Source organism: Rossellomorea pakistanensis (genome assembly GCF_016908495.1).
In the GTDB taxonomy this organism is placed as follows: domain Bacteria; phylum Bacillota; class Bacilli; order Bacillales; family Bacillaceae_B; genus Rossellomorea; species Rossellomorea pakistanensis.
The window spans coordinates 947,228-971,541 of record NZ_JAFBDZ010000002.1 but is presented as its reverse complement, the minus strand read 5'-3'; the positions used below and the strand labels follow the sequence as shown (position 1 = coordinate 971,541).

At 36.6% G+C, this 24,314-nt stretch carries 23 protein-coding genes, 1 tRNA gene and 2 pseudogenes; 3 read left to right on the top strand and 23 right to left on the bottom strand.

All coding sequences use genetic code 11. From position 1 onward, the window contains the following. Window positions 1–16: 16 nt before the first annotated feature. The 7 genes from gpmI to rpoN all read right to left on the bottom strand — a co-directional run bounded on the left by gpmI (window position 17) and on the right by rpoN (window position 7,484). A complete protein-coding gene (gpmI, locus tag JOC86_RS12430) occupies window positions 17–1,552 on the bottom strand; it encodes a 2,3-bisphosphoglycerate-independent phosphoglycerate mutase (protein WP_205173044.1) in 1,536 nt (511 codons plus the stop codon). Further along, window positions 1,545–2,306 carry a triose-phosphate isomerase gene (gene tpiA / locus JOC86_RS12425; RefSeq protein ID WP_205173041.1) on the bottom strand — a complete coding sequence of 254 codons (762 nt, stop codon included), beginning with the start codon at window positions 2,304–2,306 and terminating at the stop codon, window positions 1,545–1,547. The genes gpmI and tpiA overlap by 8 nt, the downstream gene beginning before the upstream one ends. Before the next feature lie 15 nt (window positions 2,307–2,321). Then, on the bottom strand, window positions 2,322–3,506 hold the full coding sequence (locus JOC86_RS12420) for a phosphoglycerate kinase (protein ID WP_205173038.1): 1,185 nt from the start codon (window positions 3,504–3,506) through the stop codon (window positions 2,322–2,324). Between the two features lie 192 nt (window positions 3,507–3,698). Next, a complete protein-coding gene (gene gap, locus JOC86_RS12415; protein ID WP_205173035.1) occupies window positions 3,699–4,706 on the bottom strand; it encodes a type I glyceraldehyde-3-phosphate dehydrogenase in 1,008 nt (335 codons plus the stop codon). Between the two features lie 41 nt (window positions 4,707–4,747). Continuing rightward, window positions 4,748–5,785: a sugar-binding transcriptional regulator gene (locus tag JOC86_RS12410; protein WP_205173032.1), complete on the bottom strand. Its 1,038-nt coding sequence runs from the start codon at window positions 5,783–5,785 to the stop codon at window positions 4,748–4,750. Between the two features lie 139 nt (window positions 5,786–5,924). Beyond that, a complete protein-coding gene (locus JOC86_RS12405) occupies window positions 5,925–6,167 on the bottom strand; it encodes a glutaredoxin family protein (protein WP_205173029.1) in 243 nt (80 codons plus the stop codon). 9 nt (window positions 6,168–6,176) lie between these two features. Continuing rightward, window positions 6,177–7,484 (bottom strand): RNA polymerase factor sigma-54, encoded by a 1,308-nt coding sequence (rpoN, locus tag JOC86_RS12400; RefSeq protein ID WP_205173026.1) that lies wholly within the window; start codon window positions 7,482–7,484, stop codon window positions 6,177–6,179. Window positions 7,485–7,716: 232 nt separating this feature from the next. Between rpoN and JOC86_RS12395 the strand changes: the two genes are divergently transcribed. Further along, the gene (locus JOC86_RS12395; protein WP_205173023.1) at window positions 7,717–8,190 is read left to right on the top strand and encodes a hypothetical protein; all 474 of its coding nucleotides are present in this window, start codon (window positions 7,717–7,719) and stop codon (window positions 8,188–8,190) included. A gap of 321 nt (window positions 8,191–8,511) precedes the next feature. Here JOC86_RS12395 and JOC86_RS12390 read toward each other — a convergent pair whose 3' ends face one another. The 4 genes from JOC86_RS12390 to JOC86_RS12375 all read right to left on the bottom strand — a co-directional run bounded on the left by JOC86_RS12390 (window position 8,512) and on the right by JOC86_RS12375 (window position 12,621). Beyond that, entirely contained in the window at window positions 8,512–10,413 is a 1,902-nt protein-coding gene (locus tag JOC86_RS12390) for a hypothetical protein (RefSeq protein WP_205173021.1), read from the bottom strand. Window positions 10,414–11,278: 865 nt separating this feature from the next. Next, window positions 11,279–11,761, bottom strand: coding sequence for a hypothetical protein (locus tag JOC86_RS12385; protein ID WP_205173019.1), 483 nt, complete (start codon window positions 11,759–11,761; stop codon window positions 11,279–11,281). Between the two features lie 151 nt (window positions 11,762–11,912). Then, on the bottom strand, window positions 11,913–12,083 hold the full coding sequence (locus JOC86_RS12380; protein WP_205173017.1) for a hypothetical protein: 171 nt from the start codon (window positions 12,081–12,083) through the stop codon (window positions 11,913–11,915). Window positions 12,084–12,390: 307 nt separating this feature from the next. Then, window positions 12,391–12,621, bottom strand: a complete 231-nt coding sequence (locus JOC86_RS12375) for a hypothetical protein (protein WP_205173015.1) — start codon at window positions 12,619–12,621, stop codon at window positions 12,391–12,393. 240 nt (window positions 12,622–12,861) lie between these two features. Here JOC86_RS12375 and JOC86_RS12370 point away from each other — a divergent pair, with 240 nt between their 5' ends. Beyond that, window positions 12,862–13,647, top strand: coding sequence for a hypothetical protein (locus JOC86_RS12370; RefSeq protein WP_205173013.1), 786 nt, complete (start codon window positions 12,862–12,864; stop codon window positions 13,645–13,647). A gap of 125 nt (window positions 13,648–13,772) precedes the next feature. On the opposite strand, the pseudogene JOC86_RS12365 reads toward JOC86_RS12370, so the two are convergent. From JOC86_RS12365 to JOC86_RS12340, 6 genes and pseudogenes are all read right to left on the bottom strand, one after another. Next, window positions 13,773–15,334 (bottom strand): annotated as a pseudogene (locus JOC86_RS12365) (IS1182 family transposase); the annotation flags it as partial. Between the two features lie 157 nt (window positions 15,335–15,491). Beyond that, window positions 15,492–16,310 carry a hypothetical protein gene (locus tag JOC86_RS12360; RefSeq protein ID WP_205173011.1) on the bottom strand — a complete coding sequence of 273 codons (819 nt, stop codon included), beginning with the start codon at window positions 16,308–16,310 and terminating at the stop codon, window positions 15,492–15,494. Next, window positions 16,311–16,745: a hypothetical protein gene (locus JOC86_RS12355; protein WP_205173009.1), complete on the bottom strand. Its 435-nt coding sequence runs from the start codon at window positions 16,743–16,745 to the stop codon at window positions 16,311–16,313. 225 nt (window positions 16,746–16,970) lie between these two features. Beyond that, window positions 16,971–17,177, bottom strand: a pseudogene (locus JOC86_RS25315) (tyrosine-type recombinase/integrase); the annotation flags it as partial. Between the two features lie 227 nt (window positions 17,178–17,404). Further along, window positions 17,405–17,920 carry a hypothetical protein gene (locus JOC86_RS12345; protein ID WP_205173006.1) on the bottom strand — a complete coding sequence of 172 codons (516 nt, stop codon included), beginning with the start codon at window positions 17,918–17,920 and terminating at the stop codon, window positions 17,405–17,407. A gap of 111 nt (window positions 17,921–18,031) precedes the next feature. Next, window positions 18,032–18,103 (bottom strand) — tRNA-Arg (locus tag JOC86_RS12340). Between the two features lie 215 nt (window positions 18,104–18,318). Between JOC86_RS12340 and clpP the strand changes: the two genes are divergently transcribed. Next, a complete protein-coding gene (clpP, locus tag JOC86_RS12335; protein ID WP_205173003.1) occupies window positions 18,319–18,915 on the top strand; it encodes an ATP-dependent Clp endopeptidase proteolytic subunit ClpP in 597 nt (198 codons plus the stop codon). Between the two features lie 54 nt (window positions 18,916–18,969). Here clpP and JOC86_RS12330 read toward each other — a convergent pair whose 3' ends face one another. The 6 genes from JOC86_RS12330 to trxB all read right to left on the bottom strand — a co-directional run bounded on the left by JOC86_RS12330 (window position 18,970) and on the right by trxB (window position 24,192). Beyond that, complete coding sequence (locus JOC86_RS12330) at window positions 18,970–19,227, bottom strand: HPr family phosphocarrier protein (protein WP_205173001.1); 258 nt, start codon at window positions 19,225–19,227, stop codon at window positions 18,970–18,972. 29 nt (window positions 19,228–19,256) lie between these two features. Then, entirely contained in the window at window positions 19,257–20,207 is a 951-nt protein-coding gene (gene whiA / locus JOC86_RS12325) for a DNA-binding protein WhiA (protein ID WP_205172999.1), read from the bottom strand. Window positions 20,208–20,248: 41 nt separating this feature from the next. Further along, entirely contained in the window at window positions 20,249–21,226 is a 978-nt protein-coding gene (locus tag JOC86_RS12320; RefSeq protein ID WP_205172997.1) for a gluconeogenesis factor YvcK family protein, read from the bottom strand. After that, window positions 21,223–22,116: an RNase adapter RapZ gene (gene rapZ / locus JOC86_RS12315; RefSeq protein ID WP_205172995.1), complete on the bottom strand. Its 894-nt coding sequence runs from the start codon at window positions 22,114–22,116 to the stop codon at window positions 21,223–21,225. The genes JOC86_RS12320 and rapZ overlap by 4 nt, the downstream gene beginning before the upstream one ends. Window positions 22,117–22,141: 25 nt before the next feature. Next, entirely contained in the window at window positions 22,142–22,600 is a 459-nt protein-coding gene (locus JOC86_RS12310; protein WP_205172993.1) for an 8-oxo-dGTP diphosphatase, read from the bottom strand. 647 nt (window positions 22,601–23,247) lie between these two features. Next, the gene (trxB, locus tag JOC86_RS12305; RefSeq protein ID WP_205172991.1) at window positions 23,248–24,192 is read right to left on the bottom strand and encodes a thioredoxin-disulfide reductase; all 945 of its coding nucleotides are present in this window, start codon (window positions 24,190–24,192) and stop codon (window positions 23,248–23,250) included. Window positions 24,193–24,314: the final 122 nt, after the last annotated feature.

The window sequence follows — 24,314 nt, the reverse complement described above, 5'->3', positions numbered from 1 at the left end:
TCTCTCCTTGTGATCGTTATTTTTTAATTAAAGATTGGCCTGTCATTTCTTTCGGCTTTGCTACATTAAGTAAATCAAGAACAGTAGGGGCTAAGTCTCCAAGAATTCCACCTTCTCGAAGCTCGACATCTTCTTTGGTGAGAATAACCGGAACCGGGTTTGTTGTATGTGCTGTCATTGGGTTTCCTTCTAAAGTAACCACTTCGTCAGCATTTCCATGATCAGCGGTGATGATGGCTGCCCCACCTTTTTCTAAAATCAAATCAACAATTTTCCCTAAGCATTCATCTACTGTTTCTATTGCTTTTATTGTAGGCTCAAGCATTCCGGAATGTCCAACCATATCAGGATTGGCAAAGTTGAGAATGATTGCATCATGTTTGTCATCATTAATTTCGTTCAACAATGCATCCGTCACTTCATATGCACTCATTTCCGGCTTTAAATCATAAGTCGCCACTTTAGGGGAATCAATGAGAATCCTTTCTTCACCAGGGAATTCATCTTCGCGTCCACCGCTCATAAAGAACGTAACATGAGGATATTTTTCCGTCTCAGCAATTCTTAATTGCTTTAAACCGTTTTGTGAAAGGACCTCACCCAAGGTGTTATCCAGATTAGTTGGCTTAAAGGCAACATAGCCATCCACCGTTTCACTAAAGTGAGTTAAGCAGACAAAATGTAAGTTTTTCGGATGCTTTGGACCGCGGTCAAACGAACGGAAATCTTCGTTTGTGAACGTATTTGAAATTTGGATCGCACGGTCAGGACGGAAATTATAGAAGATCACTGCATCCTCATCCTTTATCGTCGCTACCGGCTCACCATTTTCTCTCTTGATTACGGAAGGTAGAACGAATTCGTCAAAGATTCCATTATTATAGGAATCCACTACGACCTCTAATGGGTTCGAATAGCTTGGACCTTCTCCATAAACCATTGAACGGTACGATTTCTCAACACGGTCCCAACGCTTATCTCGGTCCATTGAATAGTATCGCCCAGAAATGGTAGCAAATTCTCCAACACCGTATTCTCTCATTTTCTCTTGTGTTTCCTGAATATATTTATCTGCTGTTTTTGGACCAACATCCCGTCCGTCTAAGAAACCATGAACATATACGTTCTTGACTCCTTCTTCTGCAGCCAGTTTAAGCAAAGAGAATAAATGTTTGATGTGACTATGAACGCCACCATCTGATAGCAAACCAAAGAGATGTAGGTCTGTTCCTTTTTTCTTCACATGGTCAATGGCGTCCAAGAAGGTTTGATTTTTTTCAAATTCTCCTTCTCTAATTGCCACATTCACACGGGTTAGACTTTGATAAACAATTCGGCCTGCCCCGATATTCAAATGTCCTACTTCTGAGTTTCCCATTTGTCCTTCTGGCAAACCAACCGCTTCTCCAGATGCTTTCAGCGTTTGATGTGGGTATTGATTCCAGTAACGGTCAAAATTAGGCTTATTTGCTGCTGTAACCGCATTTCCTTTGTCTTCTTCACGTAGTGCAAATCCATCTAAGATGATTAAAGCAACAGGTGATTTACTCATTAGAACCTGCCTCCAGAAGTTGTAGGAAAGATTGCGGCTCTAAGCTTGCACCACCAACAAGGGCTCCATCGATATCTGATTGAGCCATATATTCTTTAATGTTGTTCGGCTTCACGCTTCCGCCATATTGAATGCGAAGCTCATTTGCCGCATCCTGTGAAAACTGCTCTGCCACCACTTTACGAATATGAGCACATACCTCATTAGCATCTTCTGCAGTGGAAGATTTTCCTGTACCAATCGCCCAAATTGGCTCATAAGCGATAACCGTAGCCTTCACTTGACCTTCTGTTAAACCAGTAAGAGCTTTTTTAACTTGCTCACTTACTACCGCTTTTGTTTGATCCGCTTCTCTTTGATCCAACGTTTCACCTACGCAAACAATCGGAGTTAAGTTATGCTTAAATGCTGCTAACGTTTTCTTATTAACTGATTCATCTGTTTCATTGAACATTTCACGACGCTCGGAATGACCAAGAATCACATATTTCACGCCTAAGTCAGCAAGCGCAACTGGGCTGATTTCACCCGTAAAGGCTCCGCTTTCTTCAAAGTGCATATTTTGAGCACCAATTTCTGGTTTATAGTCTTTTGTGCAATCGACTAGACGCTCTAAAAATAGGGCTGGAGCACAAATGACCGTGTCAATTTTTTCTACGTCAGGAGTAAGTCCATTCACTTCTTCTGCAAATACCTTTGCCTCTGACATTGTTTTATGCATTTTCCAGTTTCCTGCAATAATTGGTTTACGCATTTCGATCATCCTTTCTTATTTATCGTTTAAGGCGACAACTCCAGGAAGCTGTTTCCCTTCCATAAATTCAAGTGAAGCGCCTCCTCCTGTTGAAATATGACTCATTTGATCAGCTAGACCAAATTTTTCAACAGCGGCAGCAGAGTCTCCCCCACCGATGACAGAGTATGTATCTGTTGCATCAGCTAGTGCTTCTGCAACGGCTTTTGTGCCGTTCGCAAAGGATTCTAATTCGAATACACCCATAGGACCATTCCAAACCACTAGCTTTGAGCTTTGGATTACATCTTTAAACAATTCGCTTGTTTTTGGTCCGATATCTAATGCTTCCCAGTCAGATGGAATCGAATCAATATCCACATTCTTAATATTCGCATCGTTTGAGAAATCATCTGCAACGACGGCATCTATAGGCATGTAGAATTTAACGCCTTTCTCTTCGGCCTTTTCCATAAATTGCTTGGCTAAGTCAATTTTATCTTCCTCAAGCAGTGACTTCCCGATTTCATGTCCTTGTGCTTTGACGAAAGTATAGGCAAGACCGCCACCAATGATCAGATTATCTACTTTATCAAGAAGATGATCAATAACACCGATTTTATCTTTTACTTTTGCACCACCGATGATAGCAGTGAAAGGTCTTTCAGGATTTGATAGGGCTTTTCCAAGTACTTCAAGTTCTTTTTCCATTAATAGACCAGCAACCGCAGGTATATGCTTGGCAACTCCTTCAGTAGAAGCATGTGCACGGTGAGCGGCTCCAAAGGCATCATTAACATATACATCCGCTAAAGCAGCAAATTCTTTTGCAAGCTCTGGATCATTTTTTGTTTCACCTTCATAGAAACGAACGTTCTCAAGTAACAAGACGTCCCCCTCAGCAAGCTTTTTAATTTCTGCATGTACGGATTCTCCAAAGGCTTCATTGGCTTTTGCCACATTTTTGTCAAGCAACTCAGATAGTCTCTTTGCTACTGGAGTTAGTCGTAACTCCTCTACTACTTGACCTTTAGGACGGCCCAAGTGACTCGCCAGAATGACTCTAGCACCTTGGTCTATTAAATACTGAATAGTAGGTAAAGCTGCTCGGATTCGCGTATCGTCTGTTACATTCCCATTAGACATTGGAACGTTGAAATCGACACGACAGAAAACACGTTTACCCTTTAAATCAACATCTTTAATACTTTTCTTATTCATTTCAAAAGGCCCTCCTCTTGTTCTTAGAAAGCATTAAGCTTCCGAATAGTTAAAAAGCAAAAAGGGGAGTAGGGAACAACCCCTCTCCCCTTCATCCCTTTTCATTATAGAGGTTGTAACACAATTTATCCATTAAAAGTCTTAAAAGAGTGTCACAATCCTTTAAATAGGATATACTTTTGGAATTAAAAATTAAAGACCTTTTGAAGCAACATATTCTACTAGGTCTACTACACGGTTAGAGTAACCACTTTCGTTATCATACCATGAAATGACTTTCACCATGTTTCCTTCCATAACCATTGTAGATAAAGCGTCGATTGTAGAAGAATCTGGGTTACCATTGTAGTCGCTAGATACTAATGGCTCTTCGCTGTAGCCAAGAATACCTTTAAGTTCTCCTTCAGCCGCTTCTTTTAGAGCAGAATTGATTTCGTCCGCTGTTGCTTCTTTATCTAATTCTGCCACAAGATCAACTAATGATACGTTTGGAGTTGGTACACGAACCGCTCCACCATTTAATTTCCCTTTTAATTCTGGAAGTACGAGTGATACAGCTTTGGCAGCTCCCGTTGTAGTTGGGATGATGTTCTCAGCTGCTGCACGCGCACGACGATAATCTTTATGTGGTAAGTCTAAGATTTGTTGGTCGTTTGTATAAGAGTGGATGGTTGTCATCATTCCACGCTTGATACCAAACTTGTCATTTAATACTTTCGCAAATGGTGCTAAACAGTTAGTTGTACAAGAAGCGTTTGAAAGTACATGATGGTTATCGGCATCATATTTGTCTTCGTTAACTCCCATAACGATTGTAATATCTTCATCTTTTGCAGGAGCAGAGATGATCACTTTTTTCGCTCCAGCTTCTAAATGTTTCGCAGCATCTGCACGGTTTGTGAAGCGGCCAGTAGATTCAACGACAACTTCTACACCAAGATCTCCCCAACCAAGTTGAGCAGGATCGCGCTCTGCAAGAACTTTAATTTTTTGACCACCTACTACAAGGTAATCACCGTCAACTGTTACTTTGTCATTTAGGTTTCCATGAACGGTATCATATTGTAAAAGGTGAGCTAGCATGTTTGCATCTGTTAAATCATTTACAGCTACTACCTCTACGTTTTCGTTGTTTAAAGCTGCACGGAATACATTACGTCCAATACGCCCAAATCCGTTAATACCAATTTTAGTTGCCATGAATAACTTCCTCCTTAAATGATTTAAGATTATATATAAATTTATATTTCAAAAGGGTTACCTTTTAAAAGCTGCTTAGCTGCTCCCTCATCCGTGATTAATACGGTTGAGTGTGGAGCACTCTTGAAGTAGGCTTGAATCGCCTTTGCTTTAGAGCTGCCTCCTGCAACAGCAATGACATTAGGAATCTCACATAAATGTTCAAGCTGAAGGCCAATTGTCGCCACTTTATGTACGACTTTTCCTTCTTCATCAAAATAATATCCGAATGCCTCTCCAACTGCTTTTCCTTCTTGGATTTTCTTAAAATCTTCTAAATCAGTCTTTCGACGTTCGGCCATCGTAATCGCATCCCCAATTCCATGCAGTACAATATTAGCCGAGGTGATTAAGTTTAAAACCTCTTTTATGGCAGGTTCCTTTAAAAAAGATTGATAAACTTCCTTACTCACTTGATCTGGAACATAGAGTACACGATGTTTCTCTCTCGTTCTCTCTGCCATTTTTGCACAAATGGTGTTTGCTTGGTTTTTTACGTCTTCTCCAATCCCGCCTCTTGCTGGGACAAATAACGTTTCATTTTTCGAAAAATCAGGCGTCAGTTTTTTGGCAACGGATGCCATCGTTGAACCACCAGTGACAGCGATGATATTCTTTCCTATTAATCGTTGTTTCATACTTTGTGCAGTGGCTCTTCCTAATTCTTCTTTTACCCAAGGTGATTCATCACTATTCCCGGGAACAATGACGATCTCCTGGAGATGCAGCAAACTTTTTAATTTTGCTTCCAATTCGTTTATACCTGAAACCTCTCTCATCATTTCTTCTAGTTGAAAAAGAAGTTTGTTTCCCTCTTCGGTGATCGTCATCCCGGAGGTTTTAATGTCAATGAGATCTTGGTCCTTCAGAAATTCTACTTCTCCTCGAAGAACTCGTTCTGTTAAACCAAGAGATCCTGCTAAGCTTCTCCTGCCGACAGGTTCCATAAAACGAATCGAGCGCAAAATATGATACCGCTTTTGCATAGTTTCAAGCAGGTCTGGTAATAATCTTTTTTGTATATCGATGATTGATTGCATAGAAAACTCCTCGCTAAAGTTCGTTGGTCAAAAAATGTCCCGTATAGACATATTATGTCCCGCGACCTCCAAAAAAAATTCATCCCTGCCTTCAATTTTTATTTTAGCAGGTGATGAACCGTAATTCAACTAACTTATCTCATGTTTTTTCTTGTAAACGTTTACGAATAGTAAAATAATCAATCTGCCCATATTGAACGATTTGATCATCGATTTGAACAACTGGGATCATTAATCCAAATCGTTCTGTAAGATCATCGTCCCCATTAATATCTTTTTCAATTAACTTATAAGGGATATCTTCTTTTATTAATGTCAGCATTTGTTTGGCTTCTACACATAAAGGACATTGATTTCTAGTATAAAAGATAACTGTTCTCATATTTTCACCTTACTCGTATCTTTTTCTTATGGAAGAAGACGGGATATCTAATTGATCTCGATATTTAGCGACCGTCCTTCTAGAGACTACGATTCCTTTCCCCTTCAGGATATCAGCAATTTTCTGGTCGGATAACGGCTTCTTCTTATCTTCTTCTTTTACCATTTGAACGATTTCATTCTTTACTCCTGTAGATGAAGTTAAATCAGATAAGGACGTTTTAATAGCAGAAGAAAAGAAAAATTTAAGCTCAAACGTTCCAAATGGAGTCTGCATGTATTTTCCCTTCACAGCCCGGCTAACGGTTGACTCATGGACCCCGACTTCTTTCGATAAATCCTTTAAGGTAAGAGGCTGTATATATTGTGGTCCCTTTAAGAAAAATGGCTGCTGATGTTCCACGATTGCCTGACTTACCTTTAGAATCGTTTCTTTCCGATGTCTTAGACTATTGATAATCCATTCAAAATCTTGTTCTTTTTCTTTTAGAAATTGTTTTACGGCAGGATCCTCTTTATGTTGGAATAGCTTTCGATACTCCTCATTATATTTTACTTTAGTCAGCGTACCATCAAACAGTTTTACAAATATACTATCCATTTCCACCTTAACAAGTACTTCCGGTGTAATGTAGGGAGGCTGGTCAACAGTAAATTCTGAACCTGGTCTAGGGTTTAATTCCTTTACATAATCGGCAATCGTTTGAATAGCTGTTAATTCTATGTTTAGGTTTTTGCTTATTTCTTTCCATCGTTTTTCTCCGAAGTCCATAAAATGATGGAGAAGGACCTCTTTTGTATGAGGTGGCACATTTTCTTCCCTATCAATTTGAAGGAGAAGGCATTCCTGCAATGTTCGGGCCCCCACTCCTGCCGGGTCTAAGCCTTGGAGAATATTTATAAGGCCTTCTATCTCCCAATCCTGTAATCCTTTTATTTTGATCTCTTTTGGGAGGTACCCATTCTCATCGAGCTCCTCGAAAAGAGTAGACAAGACTTTCATTTCTTCATTTGAAAGCGATTTCAAATCTAATTGAGCATATAAATAGTCTGTTAAAGTTTCACGGTTAACAGAGATTTGTTCAATCCAATCCTGATGATCATAATTGGAAGTTGCTTTTCGTCTATATTGTGGCAAATCCACAATTGAAGTCTGAGGCAGGTCAATATCGATTAAAGGATTCTCAAGGGCTTTACTCTCTAAAAAAGCATTCAACTCAAGGGAAGTATACTGAAGAAGGGTAATGGCTTGTGATAGCTCCTGAGTCATATTAAGTTTTAATGTTTGCTGCTGCCATAATCCAGCCTGCAGTTTCATATAATCCCCTCCCTACACTTATTTTACACTAGATTCATAGCTTCGTGTATGGAAATAACTTGTTACAGCGCGCTTTCCGTGGGAAATAAAATGATGATAAGTATGATGTTTATGCGATTGAGGCAGTTATTTAAGTTCGTCATAAAATCCTTTAAAATAAATTTGATAAAATTGTATGTTTTTCTTATCACACCAAATAATATAGTTATTCTTCTTTTAGGAGTGGCAATGCTTGGGTATTCAAATGATATTATGGATTATTCTTGTACTTCCTTGGTTTTCGTTATTTTTTGTCCATCGAAATACGATAAAACGTTTTATGCCCGTAACGATTTTCTCTTGTTTCTTAATGTCGATTATTTTTCAGATTGCTTACCATTACGAATGGTGGACTATACATATATCAATCGTTCCTTGGGGATATATCACCGACGTAAGCTTTGCATATGGAATTTTCGCTATGGGCACATTTTGGGTGTTCAGATTAACCTCTCACCGCTTTTTATCATTTTTGCTCGCCAACATCGTTATGGATTTTCTTTTATCCTTTGTTGTGATCAAAAGTTTTTTACTTAAGGTTGGGGTCGCTGAGTTTAAAAATATCGCTCCCTTTCATTATTTTTTAATCACCGTATTTATTTCACTTATTCTTTATGCCTACCACAGATGGCAGGAGAAAATTTTTGTGAATCATGATGAAAGTTAAAAAAACAACTCTAATAGAGGATATCTCCTTTTTATGAAAATAAGCCACGTTCTGTTTAGCAGTACGTGGCTTTTCACTTTCAATTTGTTTTCTAATAGGTACGCCCTCGGAGGGAATCGAACCCCCATTTTAAGAACCGGAATCTTACGTGCTATCCGTTGCACCACGGTCGGTTCAAAAGGTAATTGGACGTTGTTATATCAATGGTTTATGCTTGTTTTTGTAATTTTCATTGCGAGTTATACCTAAAAATAATGATACTGTAACATGTATATAAATGTAAAATAAGACCTATCTCTTCATGCTTTAGTCTTTGCTATTTCATTTTTGACGTCTATCCTCTTTAATGCATAAATCTTCATTTATTTTAATTACAATTATGACGAACAATTTAAGAATTGAGTAGTAATCTCTCTCATATTGTTTCTTATCATTAGTATTTGTTCCATGTAAATATTTATTACGAATATCATGACCATTGGTGAATTTTGATTTATTGAGGTAATAATCAAGATAATCTTGTTCATTTCTTGAAAATAGGCTGGTTTCAAAATCAACGAGATTGCTACCACTTAACTCTTCTATCAACACTTGTATATCCTCAGGGTAATGCCAATAACTCATTACTTCTTTATAATACAGTTCCTTAAGAACATATATGACTCTCTGGTCAACAAACTCAACGTGTCCCAAGTTACTTTCACAGATTAAGTTATTATCAAATAACCATTGCATTCTTTTCAATTGATACTCTTTAAAATCACCTCTAGTTAACTTTTCAGAAATTATCAATTTGAAAAAATTCTTATATTCTTCTTTATTTGGTAAATAAAATATGCTGCTCTGATCAGAAAACAACAGAAATGAAGCTGTTTTATACCAGTCACTAGAAGAGTAAACATACTTCTTACTATTAAACGACTTAATATCTTTAATTTTAAAACTTAAAGATGACATTTGGATTAGTTCTTGGTCTATCATCCCATCTTTAATTAGAGCATTGTACTGTTTAAGAATTCTATCTAACTCTGGAAGAATAGTTCTACACTTTTCGAAATACGTTGCTTCCCTCGATGGCATTTGAACTATGAAATCAGAAATTTCAAATTCATCTTTAACATAGACATCAAAAAACCATTCAATCATTTCTTCCAACCTTACACCAAGAACATTTAACAAATTAACATAACTATATATTTCAGCATCAGACAACATTTCTTTGTAATAAAATGAGGTAGATTGGTAATACAAGTGTGCTGCTTGTGGTCTAAACGCTGACTCTAGAGCGCTACTTTCACTTTTTTTAGAATCTAATTCTAATCTCATAGTTCCATCTACAAATCCAAATAGATAAATAAAATTGTTCCATAGTGTAGGATAATCTAAATTTTCTTCAATCCAATTTCGACTTACCTTAATGTCTGCTGTTCTATCACCCATGGTAAATAATATGGCTTCATCTTGGTCCTTCGGATAAGAAATCATTACTCCAGATTTAATACCTGTTTCGTTATTAAAGATTCTTTCTTCCTCTTCTTCAGCTTTCCTCTTGGCATGCAATTTAATTTTATCAGTTATACTTAACCCCTTATTTGTTGGAAAGTTAATGATTTTTCTCAATTCATTTAAATTAACAAGTGGTGAATCAATATATTTATCAATCAAACTTAATGTATCTGTTTCACTCAAAGATGGTGGCAAATATAAATCATCTTCTTTTAAATACTTTGACAGAATGGTTTCGGCATTCCTTGGGTCAGATAACAACACATCTTTAACTGCTTCATTAAAATAATCAGTCAGTATCTTGAACTTAAGTACTGTATAAATATGTACATTTTCCTTTTCAAGAAATCGTCTAAAATTATTAATTTCTATTTCTTTATATAACTTGTAACTTTCAAGAACTTCAAAGAAATCATCTGTGGCATCAAAGGCAACTTCATCATATAGATTAATGAAGACTTTCTTGTGACAGCCAACGAAGATACCGATTTTTTGTTTTATTTTCTTCTCATAAGTTTTTAAATCAATACTTGTCTCTTGAATGATATGGTCACTAAATCTTTCAATGTTTATATATTTTAAAACATTATAAAAGTCTATTAAATCAGTGATACCCCATTCTAATTCAATAGACTCATTATTAATTTTTTCTATTATTTTTTCTAGTTCCCAACCACAAGCCATATCATACTCAGAATAGAATTTAATTCCTGACATATATTCTCCTTCTTGACATTTCTCTCCATAACATAAAAATCTTTAAATAAGTGCATTCTAATTATAAAAGTGAATTTCGTTAAAGTATGTTTGAAGGAAAGACATTTATAATTTAATAATTTTCCCATTCCTCTTCTATTTTACATTATTTTCTTTATTTATTGACTCTAATATGTACATTTTTGGATTAAGTTTAAACTGGGATAAGGGATGTATTAGTCCTCTCAGCAAAGTATGTATCAGTTTTTTAACCTGGATTCTAATAATCGAAGGAAAAGTTGTCTCTTACCAAGAAAACGGTCGTTGTCGCTAAAGTCTAATTGTGAATAATATCCAAATGGGTGAACCACCTCTATTACTGCGTTTACCTTTTTGGCTCTGAACCATAAGAATAAATAAATTGAATTTTCTGCAACCATTCATGCAACACTAGTGTTTAAAGAGACTATCTGTAAAAATGTTTTATACTTGCTCCTGTAAATTTAAATTCTCACATCAAGGTTTAACCCAATACAAGTCATAATCCATTCGATAGCAGAACAATATAAAAGACGGTTTTTTTAAGTTGTTAACAATTTCGTGTTTGAAGAACACATTTTGTAATTAGCCGCTCTAACATACAATAAAAAGAATCTCAATTAAGAGAATCCTTCAAATTATAACTATTTTACACTTTCTTCTCTTGAAAGGAAAAAGGTCAAAGAATAAAATAAAAAGCCACCTGTTAAGGTGACAGATTGGAAAAGATATATTCTTAAAACTAACCTTCTAAATCGGTAGCAATTTCATCCAATGTAAGAATATCTACATCCCAAAAAACTTCATATAGTTTATTGTGATAATCACTAACACTATCCAGATTATCCTAGGCTATGGCCCTTTCAACAATCTTTTTTGCATCATAGATATCGTAAATATCAATATCATCACTAATCTCTGCTAAAGTACCTTCATTTATTGAGTTAATTTCATCATGAATTATTGTATAGTCTCTAAAGTCTTCCTTTACTTGTAATTTAAGATTACAATCACCTTCAATAATAATAAATACTGATTTTATTATCGTTTCTTCTCCCTTTTTGAATTTTCCATTAACCACTAGTTCAAGATTAAATCGACCTGAGATTGATACTTCATTTTCAATTACTTCAACATATACTTTGTATTTATCTTCAAATTCTATCTGATTTATAGAAACTTTATATTCGCTGACTTTTTCATCAAAATGTTTATCTAAGTCCTTAACAATGTATTTAGGGTTAATTTCTTTCTCTTTCCCTATTTTATGTAGAATTAGCCGTTGATCTTCCAAGGAAAGATGCAATTTATCGCATTTTAAAAGTACCAACCTTTAATTGGCGTAAGTTTTTGTGGTCTCTTTCATTTGAAGTCACTCAACGTTTTCAGAAACTTACTACATCAAAGAGAGTGTCTGTTTTGATTCTGAACCTTAAAATTTTATATAATGAAGGAAAAACAAAAAGCACCACGAAAGGCGCTTAATTGAAAATGACTGCTTCTGGAAAAGTCAATTTCCCCAACAATTTCCCGTAACTGATGATGGTTTGTATGGTTCCCCAATCTTCATTGGCTAGATTCGCTTTGTTCATAACCTTTCTCAAAATACCATCAGCTTCTTCGGGAGTTTCAGATTTAATCACTGTAAACATTTCTTGAATCAATTCAAATATTTTCTCATTTACTTCGTTATTCTTTGCGGACGAGCTAGACTAAATCATTTAAGCCTTTAGTATTTTCGGATATTTCTCTGAGATATTCAGCTGAGTCAATTTGCAGCCGCCTTTCTTTTTTCTTCGGCCATACTATCTGCAATGGCATGATGTATTCTTTGAATATCGCCAAATTGAATATTTAGATTCACATAACATCATTAATGCTCACTATTTCAATCCTCCTTAGCTTCTATGTGAAAAATACCGCTAGTGTGGAAGCACTGACGGCTAGTGAAGTTTATATTTAATATCCAGATGGAATCCACTCTTTAATATCCAATCCTTTACTTTTGAAACGCTCAATCATTCGTGATTGTGTTTCTGATTGCATTTCATAATCCACCAGTTCAACTTCCACTGATATTCCAGCAATCGTTGAAATCCTTGTTTGGCGTATCATCATTGTCTTGAAAAATTGAAATGATGTTTCTGACCAAGAAAAATGATACGCCATCTTCTTCACGAAGTTAAACATATTCGCCAACTTGTGGTATACGAGGTCCTTTTGTCGATGCTGAAAACTCGACTTCTCCTCCACCTGGTGGTACAACAACAATGTCAAATTTAATCATTTTAATTATCTCTCCTCTCAATTTTTTTAAATTCAATATTCGACAACAAAAATAATAAACCTTCAATAAAGAGAAATATGTCATTTACTGTAACTGCACAATGAGTTAAAATAGATATTATTTCCAAAAGGAGAATTCTAAAGTTGAATACAGCACAATTTATGGTTTCATTATTTGCTATGATGGCAGCTGTTGGAGCATCTATATCAGCAATAATAAACGCCGTAACGGCAAGAAGCAATTTTAATGAAGTTTCAGAGAATAATAGACGGGCTTTAAAACCTTTTTTAATAATAAGAAGCAAGGAAGTCAATCTCACATATAAAGATGAGGAAGTACCACATTGGTTAAATTGGGATACAATGACATATGACCTTGAAGAAAATTCAATTAAAGACGTAACCTATTTGGAATTAGCTAATATTTCCAATGGAATTGCTAAAAATGTAGTCATCAACATAGAACTTAAAAATCAACAAAATCTTATTGGGTCTTTGGGAACTACAAAAAACCCCGACCCTTACTTGTATTTAATATTAAGCGAACTAGAAGATGAAAAAATAAAAATTGAATCTCAAATTAAAGTTGATTCTAATGGAATTGAGATATATAACAAGAATGTAAGTGAGGAAACAAAATTTATTGCTGTTGAGAAAGGTAATGATTACAAGGTAACTTTGCCTCCATTTTTTATGGTATTGTTTAATTTTTATTTTAATAAGCCTGATGCAACTAGCCATGAAAATTTACCGCACCTAGAAATTAGGATTATATATGAAGATATTGCTGGTAAAAAATATAATCAAAATTATATATTCAGCGTTCAAACATATAACATTCAAATAACTGAGAATAAAGATGGAAGGGAAACTATAGTTAAAGCTATATATGATATTACGGAAAAAAAAGAATCGGATAATCCATTTTAAATAATCTAAAAGAGGCTGGGACAAAAACTAGCCGAAAACAAAAATAAGAGTCTCTGATCATCAAAAAAGATGGTCAGGGACTTTTTTTCATTATTATTCGATGTGACTTAATCTATTTTTACACTTGCGGCAGCCAACTTTCTCAAGTTCACTGCCATTAGCGCAAAGCCCATTTCATTTTTCACACGTTCTTTTCTCTCACGGAAAATCGTGTGAAACCTAAATTAGCCTTCAGAAATCCAAAAACTGGTTCTACGTCAATTTTTCTTCTTGCGTAGATTTCACCTGTTTTTGCTTCTGAAAGCAGTGTTCGAATCAACATTTTTTGTTGTTCCCAATTTTCATTATGTAAGATCTTTCGATTATTTCCTTCTTTCGCTTTCGTACAATTCGCACGAAGAGGACACCCATCACAACTCTCACATTCGTATACCTTATACTCTCTTGTGTAGCCACACCGATCCGTCTTATGGGAAACTGACGAAATGTTAATCGCTGCCCGTTTGGGCAAGTATACGCATTACTCAACGCGTCATATTGCCAGTTCGCGATATTGAATTCATCTTTTTTATACTTTTTCGTTTGTTCTTTTCGATGCATGTTATAAGTGATAAGAGGTGTAGACTCGGGGTTTACAATCACATCCTGATAGTTTTCTTCACTTCAAATATCCAGCGTCTGCGACAATATAGGCTGGCAATTGAAAGAAGTGTTGTTCAATTTGATCTAGAAATGGAATGAACGTACGAGTATCTGTTGGGTTCGGAAATATATCATAAGCCAGTGTATATTGACCTTCGATCGCAATTTGCACGTTGTACCCGGCTTTTAATTGTCCGTTTTTCATGTAGTCATCTTTCATCCTCATGAAAGTGGCATCAGGATCTGTTTTTGAATAACTATTCCGGTCACCAAATATGTCCATGTCCTGTTGGTATTTAAGTTTACGTAATAAGAAATCCTGAAATTGTTTATACCATTGTTTAGGCTGTTTCCGTTCAGAACGAAGTTTCTTTCGTTCTGCTACATCATCACTCGATTCGATTTTCTGAGTCAGCTCCTCTACGACTTCACCCAGTTTTTCAGTGACTGCTGAAACCTCTGCTGCAGAGAGTTCTTCCGGACTTTCCTTTTCAATAGCCGGAAGAATCGACTGTTGAACTAAGTCATCATAAATCAGATTCGATTTTTCAATTAGCGCCTGACTGTATTTTTCGACAGGCTTACGCCATACAAACGTGAATTTATTGGCATTTGCTTCGATTTGCGTGCCATCGATAAAAATGGCCTCATCATCAATTTGTTGTTTCTCTATCAAATGACAACGAAACTGAACGAAGCATTCACGCAAAAGTACCTTTGCATCAGGGTGGACGCGGAATCGATTAATGGTACGGTAGGTTGGTCGATGATTCTGAGCTAGCCACATCATACGCACGCTATCTTTTAACAGTGCTTCAATTTTTCTGCCAGAGAAAACCGATTGTGTATATGCACAAAGAATAATCTTCATCATTATGCGTGGATGGTAGGCAGGACAGCCCGTTCCCTTAATAAATGAAGCGAAAGCTTCTTGAGGAATTTGTTCAACGAGGTCATGAACTGTAAAGGCAATATCATTTTCTTGAAGAGTAATCGATAAATCCAGGGGCAAAATAATCTGATTCATGTTATAATTTTTAAACATAAGGACACCTCCGATGGTTATTGTGTGGTAACTCTAATTTTATCAGAGGTTGTCCTTTTATTTGTACAAAAATTTCACTTCATTATAAAAAGAGTCCGTGAGAAAATTGCACCTTCTCACGGACTCTTTTCATTTATTCACTGGTTTTGTCCCAGCTTTACCCAATGATTCCCTGAAACATTTGAAGTAATTGAGTTCCCAAAGTAATTACGTTGGCTCCAGCCCCTGCAACGTCATTTACGGTTCTTACTTGATCCATTGCCGTTCTTACAATAACTTTTTTGGGCTTCTCACTCTCAACCTCTTGAACTGCAGCTTCTACCAATTCAATTGTATCTTTTTTATCATCATCTGGAATAGACTTATCATCAATCAATGCTTGTGCAAACTTTTGTGCAATGTCCTTCAATTCTTCCACATTAGTCTCATTGTAAGTTTGATTTGCACTAATTGAAGCATGTCCTTCCGCATGGTTTAGTTGTCCTCTAAAGTCTCCAATGTTGAATTGAGTCGTTGACTTCTTATCCAATTCCATATCAATTGCCATCTCCCCCAAATAAGATACAATGTGATCCACAAGAGGTTTAACAACTAACTGATTAAACCTATCACTTGCTTCTTGATATTTCCTCCCAATGTTGTATCCAATTGATACGTTAAAGATACTGCGATCAGTTTCATTTACATGAGACAACAATTGATAAATGAATCCAATTTCCTCAGAATCTTTTACTGGTAACTTGAACTTTTCTCCGTAATTCCGACTGTTAATAATTTCTTCCATATCGTACTTTACAATATTATTTTTGTTGATGAAGTCTTTAATAATTGGATTGTCATCAATGAAAGCCAAAAATCTTGCTAAGTTGTCATCTGCTTCTCGGAAATCTGTTGTTAAAAATCTACTTGCAACCTTTCTAAAATGTAGTGATAACTTTTTGTATTCTTTTTCATCAAGTTGTACTTCTTGACTCATTTAATTCACCCCACAAAATGGACAATATACATTTGATATCATCTGATCAATGTTTACTTTAATTATTTTATCGCAACAGTGTAACTCAATTTGTACTAAATCTTCATCTTCCGTTAATAACTTTGGTTCTTCTGCTTTAGGTCTTTTCATATCAAATGAAATTCCAGACCCTTTCATCTTACGACTTGTCTTCTTAAAAGAATTAAAGATTTCTTGTTGCATGAAATTTGCTGCAAGAGTTTCAGCATGCTCAATAACGTCTTTTGGAATAAAACTTGACCTTTCTCCAACCAATCCACAAGAAGGACAAAACAATTCTAATGTGTCTTCTCCTTCATAATCGTCTGCATTGGCTTTAAATCGTTCATTGCAATAAGGACATTCAAGGGAATAAAAACCTTCGCTATCAGTTGGAATATCAATTTTAAAATCCATAATTCTTCTCCCCCAATCTCTCTTCTAATATAACACACAATTGTAAGAATTCAGTGTATTATGTCAATAAAAAAATGACTCAAGTCAATTCAACTCAAGTCCTCCATAACAATGTTCAATTCCATTTCATTGTCCGTTTGGTGTATATGATTGTTTCTACAAATTCTTGAAGAATCATATTTGCTTCTCGTTCCTCCATGTCTTCTCTATTGGTCAAGAACAATTTCATTCAAATCCTTTTTCGATTGCTTCCTCTAAATTTCTACCGTAAATCTCGACATACCTTCTTAGGATTTCCAAGGAGGAATGGCCTGATAGTCGTTGGAGAACAAATATATTCGTACCTGCTTCAACCTTAAGTCTACAATAAGTACGTCTAAAAGCATGGGGAGATACGTTCACTTCCTTGTCTACCTTCGATACTTTCCCATAATGCTTTAATGTTGTTGTATCGTCCTTGGTGAAATAGGTTTGTCCTCAACATTAATAAAAAGTAAGTCCGTATCTAACACCCCTCTTTCCTTAATGTATGCACTCTAGACCGCTCTCAAACGCTTTGTAAGGGGTATTCTCCTTGCGTAACGATTCTTTGCACGTTGGACATTTATGGCACCCTTTCCCTCAAAGGAGACGTCTTGTGTGTGTAAAGAGGTCAACTCTTAAGTCTTATTCCCGTATGTGCAAGTGTCAACATTATCGCAAGGTCTCTTAGACCAATAAATGTTGTAATATTGGGAGTCTTGAGTGTGCCTGTTCAATTGATCCTTTGAAAAGGTTTCTCCTATCTCACGTCTTGCTCTCAATTGCTTTATCCCGTCAAATGGATTCTTTTTGGAGTATCCTTTTTCTAAACAATAATTGAAGAAAATACGTCCAGCTCTTAACCTTGAATTAATTGTGCTTATCGCACGATTTAACTCAAGTTGATTTTCAATAAACTTTTCAATATAGTGTTTCTTTATCATTTTTACATTGTCCAATGGAGTATTCAGTTGAAGAAATACTTTGCTAATCTGTTTAAGTTCCTTCTCATAAAATAAGATGGTGTCATGTGATAATCCTTTGATTTTACAATGCTTCAAAAAATCATGAAAAGCTTGTTCATATGATCTTGTTTCTTCCCCTTGCAAGTCTTCAATAATATCAATATTTCTTACCATATTTCTTCGCTTCATTACTACCATTCCTTTCGTGCTATTAATTAGCACCCAAAGAAAAAAGTCCCCATGAGTGCAGTATAAGACTACAAACATAGGGACTTCCCTTGATATCATTGAGTTTTCTTACGCCCTCGGAGGGAATCGAACCCCCATTTTAAGAACCGGAATCTTACGTGCTATCCGTTGCACCACGAGGGCATGTTTTTTTGCTGTACGATAACCTATTATAATGGAGAAAAATCGTTATTGCAATAGCTTTTACCTGTTTAAAAAGGGCAAAAATGGGTATTATGGAGAGAGGATGCCTGAGAAAAAGGTACATAGATAGGCAGCAATTCGTTTGACCTTTATTGACCAACAGTGTATGATTACATTACAATCTTCAATTGATATGATAAGAGGAGGAAATAAGAATGAACTTAATTCCGACAGTTATTGAACAAACAAACCGCGGTGAGCGTGCATATGACATTTACTCCCGTCTTCTTAAAGACCGTGTCATTATGCTTGGTAGTGCTATTGATGACAATGTAGCAAATTCAATTGTATCACAATTGCTTTTCCTTGAGTCTGACAACCCTGAAAAGGACATTTCGATCTACATTAATAGTCCTGGTGGAAGCATTACGGCAGGGATGGCGATTTACGATACAATCCAGTACATTAAACCTGATGTACATACCATTTGTATTGGAATGGCCGCTTCTATGGGAGCATTCTTATTGGCTGCCGGTGCAGAAGGAAAACGCTCAGCTCTTCCAAACAGTGAAGTGATGATTCACCAACCACTAGGTGGAGCACAAGGGCAAGCAACAGAAATTGAAATTGCGGCGAAACGCATTCTTTTTCTACGTGAAAAGTTAAATACTATTCTTTCAGAGCGTACAGGTCAGCCAATTGATGTAATTGCCCGTGATACAGATCGTGATAACTTCATGACTGCTGAAAAAGCATTAGAATATGGCTTAATTGACCGCATTATTACACGTCATGAAACAAACAACAAATAAAAGCTTATGAAAAGGAGGATGACTAGATCGTGTCATCCTCCTTTCTTATTGCTTTTAATCTTCTTTTTGGATAAATTCCGTTAATGCTCTAATGGCATCATCTTCATCACTCCCGTCGGCAAAAAGGGTGATGGTTGACCCAGAACTTATGGCTAAACTCATTAATCCCATGATACTTTTTGCATTGACCTTCTTCCCGGATTTCTCTAACAAGATTTCAGATGAAAACCGGTTCGCCTCCTGTACGAAAAGAGCAGCGGGTCTTGCCTGTAAGCCTGTTTTCAATTTCACTTCTACTTGTTTTTCAACCATTCTTCATTCTCCTCCCCAATATGTTCGCGTTACTTTGCCCCTATATTTTCACCAGCCCGCAATTTCTCTGCAATTTGATCGATTTTACGGAGACGGTGGTTAATACCAGACTTACTGATCGAACCTCCCGATACCATTTCCCCTAATTCTTTGAGTGTAACATCTGAATAGGTTACTCTTAATTCAGCAATTTCCCTTAGTTTATCCGGAAGTACTTGTAATCCAACGGTTTGTTCTATATATCGGATATTTTCTACTTGTCTTAAGGCAGCCCCAATCGTTTTATTTAGATTGGCTGTTTCACAATTTACTAACCGATTCACGGAATTTCTCATATCTCTCACAATTCGTACGTCTTCAAATCGTAATAACGCATTATGAGCTCCTACTACATTTAGAAATTCCGTTATTTTTTCTGCTTCTTTTAAATAGGTAATAAATCCTTTTTTACGTTCTAAAATCTTACTATTCAGTCCGAAGCTATTCATTAACTGCGATAATGCATGATTATGCTCTTCGTAAAGTGAAAAAATTTCGAGATGGTAGGAAGACGTTTCAGGATTATTTACAGATCCGCCTGCCAGGAATGCCCCTCTTAAATAAGAACGTTTACAGCATTTCTTTTTCACTAAGCTTTCAGAGATGTCGTGGACAAAGGTAAATCCTTCTCCTAGAATTTGAAGATCCTCTAATATTTCTTTTGAATTTTCATTTAATCGTACGATGTACACATTATTCTTTTTCAACCGCATCTTCTTTCTTACTAGCAGTTCGACAGGGGTGTCGTACCCTTTTTTTAATAAAATATAGATTCTACGTGCGATGGCAGCATTCTCTGTTTGAATATTGACGATCAGTGTACGATTAGAAAATGAAAGTGAACCATTCATCCGAATAAGTGCGGATAATTCAGCTTTCGAACAGCATTCTTTCACTTCTAAGTTAGTTAGTTCCTTTTTGGTTTCAGATGCAAACGACATCCCGTCACCTCCTAAAGACAAACGACCTGCGCTTGAAACTTCTATACGATGTTTTGGTCTTCCTTCTCTAATAAAGAGTATATGATTTCAGCTACCCTTTCAGTATCATGTCTTATATAACCATTTTCATAAGAAATGATTTCATCAAAAAGGACATTTAAACCCATAGCCGTCAGTTTTTCAATATCAAAAATGACAGGCTTTGCTTTCTCTTCTTGATAGCGGATTTGAATTTCTTCCGGAACCTGCTCATTGTTTACAAGAATCGTATTGATAAATGGACGTTCCATATGTTGATTAAGCGCCCTCACATGATCACTTGCTGTAAAATCTAATGTCTCACCAGCTTGAGTCATAATATTGCAGATATAAACCTTTTGAGCTTTTGCCATTCGAACTTCATTTCCAATTTGAGGAACGAGAAGGTTTGGCAAAATACTCGTGTATAAACTACCAGGACCTATGATAATGAGATCCGCATTTCGAATAGCATTAATCGTTTCTTGAACGGGTTCTACCGTTTTCGGAGTTAAAAAAACTTCTTTTATTTTTTTACCCGAAAATGGGATTTTAGATTCGCCCGACACGATTGTTCCATCTTCCATTTCTGCGTTTAAAATGACACTTTGATTTGCTGCCGGAAGAACTTTCCCATTCACATTCAATACCCTGCTCATTTCTTGGATGGCATGAACAAAATCACCTGTAATCGACGTTAAGGCAGCAATGATTAAATTACCAAGGGAATGACCTGCTAGCTCATTGGATGTTTCAAAGCGATGCTGAAACATTTGTTCAACTAGCGGTTCGACTTCTGAAAGAGCGGCTAATACATTTCGAATGTCACCTGGAGGCGGAATCTGTAGATCATCTCGTAATCGGCCAGAACTTCCGCCATCGTCCGCAACTGTCACAATAGCGGTAATATCCACAGGGAATTTTTTCAGCCCTCTGAGTAAGACCGGCAGTCCTGTTCCTCCTCCAATAATGACAACATTAGGCTGTTTCTGTAAGGTCATGTTGTCGGTTCCTTTCTCTTCTTTATATCACGATGAGAAATTTTTGTATGATAATCCTCTTCAAAATAATGGCCAATATATTCAGCAAGAGTGACGGAACGATGCTGTCCTCCTGTACATCCTATTGCCACCACGAGCTGGCTTTTTCCTTCTCGTTTGTAGTGTGGAAGCATAAACGATAATAAATCGGTCACCTTTTCAATAAACTTTTGAGTCTCCGTCCATTTGAGTACATAGGTTGAAACCTCTTCTTCCAATCCTGTTTTAGGTCTCATATGGTCAATGTAATGGGGATTAGGGAGAAATCGAACGTCGAACACTAAATCCGCATCAATAGGAATACCATGTTTAAATCCAAATGAGATAACATTTACAGTGAAAATGGATTGTTTATTAACAGAGAATTCTGTGAGGATTTTCTCCCTTAATTCTCTTGGCTTCATTGTAGATGTGGTATAGATGGTTTGGGCGCGTCCTTTCAATTCCTCTAATAATTGACGTTCTTGCTTAATTCCTTCAAGAGGAAGACCTGATGGAGCCAATGGATGTGAACGTCTTGTTTCTTTATATCTCCTTACTAGAGCTGAATCCTCAGCATCCAGAAATAATATTTGTGGGGTTACCCATGAGGTTTCCGCTAATTCATCCAATGCTTGAAATAGATGATCGAAGAACTCACGTCCACGGAGATCCATGACAAGAGCAACCTTGTTCATTTTATTCCCAGACTCTTTCATCAGTTCCAGAAATTTAGGAAGTAGGGTGGGAGGTAGGTTGTCCACACAAAAGAAACCTAAATCCTCAAAACTTTGAATGGCCACTGTTTTTCCTGCTCCTGACATACCTGTAATGACTACTAGTTGAACATCATTTGTTGATCCGCTGCTCATCTCTCTTCCCCCTTTATCTATATACTTAACTAGGATCTAATTTGTATGATAATAATTTAAAATCAGGTGTATAAGTAAAAGTACCATATATGACTCCTTTTCCATGGATCATATAATCTAGAATATGATAATCTCCTTCTGCCATCGGAAGGTCTTTAATATCGTCAAAGCTATGCCATTCAATGGTTCCTTCTTCGGATTCCTGAAGATTAACACCATCCGCTTCTGTAGCAAAAAAGGTAAACATCATCCATTCAGAGATTACCTGGTCTCCATCCTTGATGATAAAGGTAAAAATCCCTTTGACATTTGGATTTCGTAAATAGATTCCTGTTTCCTCTCGATACTCACGAATCACAGCATCTCGAATCGATTCTCCTTGTTCCATTTTCCCACCAGGAGCGACCCACCAACCCCTGCGCGGTTTTTGGAGAAGGAGTACTTTATTCTCTTTTAAATATAAGCAATTCGTCACTCGTTGCAATCTATTTCACCTCAATCTTCAGCTTCCGATCAGGGCTTGCCTCAAAAGGTTTTATAAACCTTTCATAATGTCTTTGAATAGGTTAGATTCCGCCTATTTTTGGACGTTATGATCTCTGGCGCTTCATTTTGACTCAAGACCTCTTATCATTCCTCTTATTATACTATGATTAAAGAACAGCTACAATGTTTCCGCGTTCGGTAGAATGTTAAAGAACTATGAACATTAAAAGGCATGGACAGGCTTTAGGACTCTGTCGAATTAACGCACCGCGGGACGGTTCTCGATTTCAGTAACGTATTAACGCACTAAAGTAATGGCAAAAAAAATTGACACAGGCGATTCCTGTGTCGTTAACGGGATTTATTACTTAAAAGGGGGTCAATTTCTTATTCTCTATAATACCCTAAAATTGTTTCACTATTGTTACAGGAGGTTTAAAAGGCAGTTACGATTTTGTTAACCATTTCTCAACAATTCCTCTAATGATTAGACAAGCATTGTCGAAATAAATCACACTAAGTTAATCCAATATGTACCAACTGTTGAAGACTTTAAAAAAGGGTCTAAACCACCACTTTATTTTTCAAATCAACCTTAAAGATGAGATGAATACAAGTGTGGTTACAGACCCCTACCTTTTTAGATTAAACTTTCAACTTCTCTTTTAATTCCTCGATATAATGCTGAGCTGCCTGAGCGGCAATGCTTCCGTCTCCTGTCGCTGTGACAATTTGACGCAGCGACTTTTCTCGAACATCTCCAGCTGCGTAGATCCCAGGAATTCGTGTTTCCATTTGCTCATTTGTTTCGATATAGCCCATATCATTTGTAATGTTTAGGTTTTGGAAAGGCTTTGTTAAAGGAAGCATTCCAATATAGATAAAGACACCGTCTGCTTCGAATTCTTTTTCTTCACCGTCTTTTGTAGAAACCAATGTCACGCTTCCTACCTTACCATCTTTATCATTAATTTCTTTAATTGTATGACTCCAGATAAAATCAACTTTTTCATTATCAAATGCACGTTGCTGCAGGATTTTCTGTGCACGCAATTCATCACGGCGGTGAACAATCGTTACTTTGTTAGCAAAGCGAGTTAAGTAAACTCCTTCTTCAACAGCTGAATCTCCTCCACCTACAACCACTAGGTCTTTCCCTTTAAAGAACGCCCCATCACATACGGCACAATAAGATACTCCACGACCTCCAAGCTCTTTTTCACCTGGAACACCGATTTTTTTATATTCAGCACCTGTTGTAATGATGACCGTACGTGCTTTGTATTCCTTCGATCCAGCTTTAACGATTTTGTACTCTTCGCCATCTACAATTTCCTTGATATCTCCATAAGCATACTCAGCGCCAAATTTCTTAGCATGATCAAACATTTTGTTAGAGAGGTCAGGGCCTAGAATATGGTCAAAACCAGGGTAGTTTTCAACCTCTTCCGTATTCGCCATTTGACCTCCAGGTACTCCACGCTCAATCATTAGAGTAGATAAGCTTGCACGAGATGTATAAACTGCAGCTGTCATACCGGCTGGACCAGCACCAGCAATAATTACATCATAAATTTGTTCTTCAGACACAATCCGACACTCCTTCAAAACTGAGTCTAAGTCAGAAGATAACTCAGAAGGAACTACAGTATTTTGCCGTGTTCCTACTGGTGTTATCCCCTTTCTTGATCATTTTCCTTCGACTCTATATA

What these genes read in the sequence shown, in the direction of transcription:
- rapZ (WP_205172995.1), bottom strand. Translation starts at nt 22,116, where the DNA reads ATGAGCAGCGGATCAACAAATGATGTTCAACTAGTAGTCATTACAGGT.
- JOC86_RS12345 (WP_205173006.1), bottom strand. Translation starts at nt 17,920, where the DNA reads ATGAAGCGAAGAAATATGGTAAGAAATATTGATATTATTGAAGACTTG.
- clpP (WP_205173003.1), top strand. Translation starts at nt 18,319, where the DNA reads ATGAACTTAATTCCGACAGTTATTGAACAAACAAACCGCGGTGAGCGT.
- gap (WP_205173035.1), bottom strand. Translation starts at nt 4,706, where the DNA reads ATGGCAACTAAAATTGGTATTAACGGATTTGGGCGTATTGGACGTAAT.
- JOC86_RS12380 (WP_205173017.1), bottom strand. Translation starts at nt 12,083, where the DNA reads ATGTTTACAGTGATTAAATCTGAAACTCCCGAAGAAGCTGATGGTATT.
- whiA (WP_205172999.1), bottom strand. Translation starts at nt 20,207, where the DNA reads ATGTCGTTTGCATCTGAAACCAAAAAGGAACTAACTAACTTAGAAGTG.
- JOC86_RS12330 (WP_205173001.1), bottom strand. Translation starts at nt 19,227, where the DNA reads ATGGTTGAAAAACAAGTAGAAGTGAAATTGAAAACAGGCTTACAGGCA.
- JOC86_RS12390 (WP_205173021.1), bottom strand. Translation starts at nt 10,413, where the DNA reads ATGTCAGGAATTAAATTCTATTCTGAGTATGATATGGCTTGTGGTTGG.
- JOC86_RS12360 (WP_205173011.1), bottom strand. Translation starts at nt 16,310, where the DNA reads ATGAGTCAAGAAGTACAACTTGATGAAAAAGAATACAAAAAGTTATCA.
- JOC86_RS12420 (WP_205173038.1), bottom strand. Translation starts at nt 3,506, where the DNA reads ATGAATAAGAAAAGTATTAAAGATGTTGATTTAAAGGGTAAACGTGTT.
- JOC86_RS12405 (WP_205173029.1), bottom strand. Translation starts at nt 6,167, where the DNA reads ATGAGAACAGTTATCTTTTATACTAGAAATCAATGTCCTTTATGTGTA.
- JOC86_RS12320 (WP_205172997.1), bottom strand. Translation starts at nt 21,226, where the DNA reads ATGACCTTACAGAAACAGCCTAATGTTGTCATTATTGGAGGAGGAACA.
- tpiA (WP_205173041.1), bottom strand. Translation starts at nt 2,306, where the DNA reads ATGCGTAAACCAATTATTGCAGGAAACTGGAAAATGCATAAAACAATG.
- JOC86_RS12355 (WP_205173009.1), bottom strand. Translation starts at nt 16,745, where the DNA reads ATGGATTTTAAAATTGATATTCCAACTGATAGCGAAGGTTTTTATTCC.
- gpmI (WP_205173044.1), bottom strand. Translation starts at nt 1,552, where the DNA reads ATGAGTAAATCACCTGTTGCTTTAATCATCTTAGATGGATTTGCACTA.
- rpoN (WP_205173026.1), bottom strand. Translation starts at nt 7,484, where the DNA reads ATGAAACTGCAGGCTGGATTATGGCAGCAGCAAACATTAAAACTTAAT.
- JOC86_RS12410 (WP_205173032.1), bottom strand. Translation starts at nt 5,785, where the DNA reads ATGCAATCAATCATCGATATACAAAAAAGATTATTACCAGACCTGCTT.
- JOC86_RS12375 (WP_205173015.1), bottom strand. Translation starts at nt 12,621, where the DNA reads ATGTTTAACTTCGTGAAGAAGATGGCGTATCATTTTTCTTGGTCAGAA.